This is a genomic window from Neisseria sp. P0021.S005, from assembly GCF_051956955.1.
Map to the genome: position 1 here is coordinate 1 of NZ_JBQCWY010000214.1, position 4,665 is coordinate 4,665.

General features: G+C 50.5%; 3 protein-coding genes. 1 reads left to right on the plus strand and 2 read right to left on the minus strand.

Annotation, left to right across the window (positions count from 1 at the left end):
* A partial coding sequence (gene mpl / locus ACTHUE_RS11200) for a UDP-N-acetylmuramate:L-alanyl-gamma-D-glutamyl-meso-diaminopimelate ligase (RefSeq protein ID WP_440402892.1) occupies positions 1 to 1,169 on the plus strand: 1,169 nt, incomplete at its 5' end.
* Between the two features lie 155 nt (positions 1,170 to 1,324).
* Here the strand turns inward: mpl and ACTHUE_RS11205 are convergent.
* Together ACTHUE_RS11205 and ACTHUE_RS11210 are read right to left on the minus strand one after the other, a co-directional pair.
* On the minus strand, positions 1,325 to 4,255 hold the full coding sequence (locus ACTHUE_RS11205) for a class I SAM-dependent DNA methyltransferase (RefSeq protein WP_070460747.1): 2,931 nt from the start codon (positions 4,253 to 4,255) through the stop codon (positions 1,325 to 1,327).
* A gap of 118 nt (positions 4,256 to 4,373) precedes the next feature.
* A complete protein-coding gene (locus tag ACTHUE_RS11210; RefSeq protein ID WP_003683546.1) occupies positions 4,374 to 4,502 on the minus strand; it encodes a FeoB-associated Cys-rich membrane protein in 129 nt (42 codons plus the stop codon).
* Positions 4,503 to 4,665: the final 163 nt, after the last annotated feature.

Below are 4,665 nucleotides of genomic sequence, written 5' to 3' on the forward strand. Positions count from 1 at the left end.
GTAATGTTGCCAAACGCGGCATGGATGTGATTGAAGCCATTTTGAATAAAGGCCTGCCTTACATTTCCGGCCCGCAATGGCTTGCTGAAAACGTATTACACCATCATTGGGTACTCGGTGTAGCCGGAACACACGGCAAAACGACCACAGCCTCCATGCTGGCATGGGTCTTAGAATATGCCGGCCTTGCACCGGGCTTCCTCATCGGCGGCGTACCGGAAAACTTCAGCGTTTCCGCCCGCCTGCCGCAAACGCCGCGCCAAGACCCGAACAGCAAATCGCCGTTTTTCGTTATCGAAGCCGATGAATACGATACCGCCTTTTTTGACAAACGCTCCAAATTCGTACACTACCGTCCGCGTACCGCCATTTTGAACAATCTGGAATTTGATCACGCCGATATTTTTGCCGATTTGGGCGCCATTCAAACCCAATTCCATCATTTGGTACGCACCGTGCCGTCTGAAGGCCTCATCGTCTGCAACGGCCAGCAGCAAAGCCTGCAAGATACTCTAGACAAAGGCTGCTGGACGCCCGTAGAGAAATTCGGTACCGAACAAGGCTGGCAGGTTGGTACCGTCCATGCCGACGGCTCGTTTGATGTACGCCATCACGGCGAAACGGTCGGACACGTCGCTTGGGAACTGATGGGCGAACACAACCGCATGAACGCCCTCGCCGTTATCTCTGCCGCGCGTCATGCCGGAGTCGATATTCAGACGGCCTGCGAAGCTTTGAGTGCATTTAAAAACGTCAAACGCCGTATGGAAATCAAAGGTACAGTAAACGGCATCACTGTTTACGACGACTTTGCCCACCATCCGACCGCCATCGAAACCACCATCGAAGGCTTACGTCAGCGCGTCGGTAACGCACGCATCCTCGCCGTCCTCGAGCCACGTTCCAACACCATGAAGCTCGGCACCATGAAAGCCGCCCTGCCCGCAAGCTTAAACGATGCAGACCAAGTATTCTGCTACGCCGGCGGCGTGGACTGGGACGTCGCCGAAGCCCTCGCACCTTTAGGCGGCAAGCTGCATGTGGGCAAAGACTTCGATGCCTTTGTTGCCGAAATCGTGAAAAATGCCGAAGCAGGCGACCATATTTTGGTCATGAGCAATGGCGGTTTCGGCGGAATACACGGAAAGCTGCTGGAAGCGTTGAAATAAAGGTTTGTTGAAAATTTTGAATGATTGAGGCCGTCTGAAAACCGGAATTTGGTTTTCAGACGGCCTTTTGGTTGTGAAGTAATGAGATGGGGAAAAACCGATATTTCCGGCGAATCAGGTTTGGTTATAAACCAAGCCGGATTTGCCGTTTGCCTTTATTTGGATTTTTTGGGCGGCTTGGTATTTTGGCTTTCTATTGCCTTTCGGTATAGGTCAAACAGAAAGGTGACGCGTTCTGCCTCATCGTCAGTGTTTTTGCCTTTTTTGTAGCCGTAGGCTTTATCTACTGCTTTGTCGAGGGTGGCGTGTGCTTTGACGAGGTCGGGATAGCCTGCGTCGGACGCATAAAGTTCGGCGAGCGTAGGGGGAGGCAGATCGTTAGCAAGCGCATCGGCACGGTATTTCTCGCGAGTGTCAAGGATGGCTTGGGCGGCAGCTTCGATGGCGGAACGGAGGGGATTGTTTTCAGACGGCCTTGGCGTTTCGCCTTTTTTGCCCGAAGCTTCCTGACAGGCAGTTTCGTCATCGTTGGGTTTACGGCAGCTTTCTGGGAAGGGAAAGTTGTTGTACACAATTAAACTGGAATAGCTGTAATCGCTTTTCAGACGGCCTGAAACAGTACGCATAAAGGCATTATGCATGGTGGAGCAGAGAATGCCAAAGTGGTAAAGAGTGGCATTAGGTAACATGAATAGCTTATCTCCGGCAATAGTTTGGGAATCCAAATAGCCGATGGGAATGAAACGGCGATTTTCAGAAGATACTTTAGGGATGGCAAGATAATTGCCGTCTGAAATATTGCGTAATTGCTGGAAAAGCCAAGGAGTCATAGCATCTTTTTGAGTTTGCTTATCTTTACTAGCCTCACGCATGGCTTTGACTGCCTGAATACGGGCTTGGACTTGAGGCATCTGTTTCAGGTCGTGGTTGCGTTTGACATCAGGTACGCCGTTAAACCAAATGCACCAACGTTCGATACCATTAAGGAATTCGTTACCCATCGAGAAGGCACGGATGTAGTTTGCCGCCAATGGTTCGGTAGCAATCAAGGCTTCTTTTTCATCGGTGGAAAGGATAAGGTTGCCGCCTTCGGTAGGCTTGCCTCCACTAACCATTTCAATTTCTCCGCTGATTTGGGTTTTGCGCTTGGCAATAATCAAATCGGGCGCATCAATCAGATAAGGATTGATGTTGGCTACGGCGTGTTTTTGGGGTTCACCTTTGATGTCGGGATAGTCGTAGAGGTATTTGGGCAGAGCGGGATTTGCCGAAGCGTTTGCGCCGCCGTTTTCAGACGACGTTTGCGGTTTGCGGCTAAAGCCGACGATGATGCAATGGACGGCGGCTTTGCCTGCGGCTTGGCTCGTCCATTGGAAGGTACGGTGGGCAAAGTTGATTTCGATGCCTTGGTTCAAAAGGCTGCCCCAGAGGATTTCGACCTGCTGGCCTTGGCAGATGGAATTGGTGGAGACAAATGCCGTCTGAACTTGGGAATTCTGCGCCATGATGCCGGCGGCTTTGACATACCAGTTGCAGACGTAATCCAACAGGCCGTAGCCTTTGATATGGCCGCAAATGCTTTCGAGGTCGTTTTTCTGCTCTTTAGTTTGGTAGGTCGAGCCGATAAAGGGCGGATTGCCGAAGATGTAGTCTGCCGCCTGCCAAGGTGTGCGGAGGCTGTTGGCGTGGATGATTTCGGCGGCGTCTTCGAGCGGCAGCGTATGGCAGGCGACTTCGCCGTCGAAGCGGATTTGCGTGCGGATGTTGCATTGGTGGTTTTTGAGCCACATGGCGGTACGGGCGATAAGGACGGCAAATTCGTCTATTTCGATGCCGTGGAATTGTTTCAGACGGCATTGGACGGACGGGCTGTCGAATAAGCCGCCTGCTTTGTCTTTGAGCGCTTCGGCGATGATGTCGTCTTCAAGGGCGCGGATGCGGTCGTAGGCAACGATAAGGAAATTGCCACAGCCGCAGGCCGGGTCTAGGAACTGCAGGTTTTGGATTTTTTGGTAGAAGGCGGCGAGTTTTTTGGCTTTGTCGCGTTTGAGGGCTTTGACGGCTTCAAATTCGGCGCGCAGGTTTTCTAAAAAAAGGCCGTTGATGACTTTGTCGATGTTGGCGGCTTCGGTGTAGTGTGCGCCTGCTTCGCGCCGCTCTTGTGCGTCCATGACGGATTGGAAGAGCGTGCCGAAGATTTCTGGACTGATGTTGCGCCAGTCGAAATTACCGCAGTCGATTAAGGCGTGGTGCTGCTTGTCGGTGAAGTCGAAAGTGCGCAGGCGTTCTTTGAAAAGGCCGCCGTTGACGTATTCGAAACCTTTAAATTTTTCGCTTTGGGTCTTGCTGCGCTTTTGGTCGGGTGTGTTGAGGAATTCAAAGAGTTGATTGAGCTTGTCGCCAAGCATATCGGCCTCTTTGCAGCTTTCTAAAAAGTCTTGAAAGAGGTAGTTGCGCTGGAAAACGGCGCTGTCGTCGGCAAAAAAGAGGAAAAGCAGGCGCGTGATGAAGAGCCTGAGTTCGTGTTCTTCGTAAATGCCCTCTTCCTGCAAGGCATCGTGCAGTCTGCCAATGGCCGTCGCCGCTTGAATATTGGCTTCTTCTTGAATTTGGCGGACTTTGGCTTCGATGCCGAACATAAAGTCGAAAACGCCGCGCGTAATGTATTCGGGCAATTCTTCCAACGGGAATTGCCATTGGTTTTCTACGCCTTCTTTAGGATCGCGACGATAAAGGTGGAAATGGGCAAAATCGCTGACGGCGTAATATTCAGGTAAGGCAGACGGCTTGGTGCGCTCGATTTCCTGCAAATAACGCTCCGCCTGTTCTTTGGCTTTGGCTAGGTTTTTGTTGGCGGATTTGTGTTCTGCCAGGAAGATGCCTTCCCAAAAGACATCGACAAATTGGGTGTTGTTGCTCGGGTCTTTAACGGCATATTCGAAGTGGACGACGTTTTTGCGATCAATGCCGAAAATCGCAAAAAATTCATTCCAAAAAGTGTCTTTTTCACGGCGTTCGTCGGTTTGGTTTTTATAGTGGTCGGCGAAATTTTGTGCAGCGCTTTGGAGTTGGAGCAGGGTTTTCATGACTTTATGGAATGAATGTATTGTATAAATGGATGGGGCGTTATTATAACGGTTTGCGTTAAAAAGGTCGTCTGAAACCTCTTTTCAGACGACCTTTCTTCTTTCTGGTTATCAATATTTAACCGCAACCACCGCATTTGCCGCAGCCACTGCTGCAGTCGCGTTTTTTCGGTTTGAACACGAATTTTCGCAAGAGGAAGAATACGCAGGCGAGCATAATCAAGCCGACGATAATATATTGAGTCATGACGATAGTATCCTTGAAGAAAGTTGGTAAACCACAAATGCGGCAAAATAAGCCATCAGGAACAAATAGCCTGTAATCATAAGCATATTTTTCGTGGATTTGGTTTCGCGTCTAATCACGGTCAAAGTCGCGGCACACATCGGAGCATACACATACCAAGCCA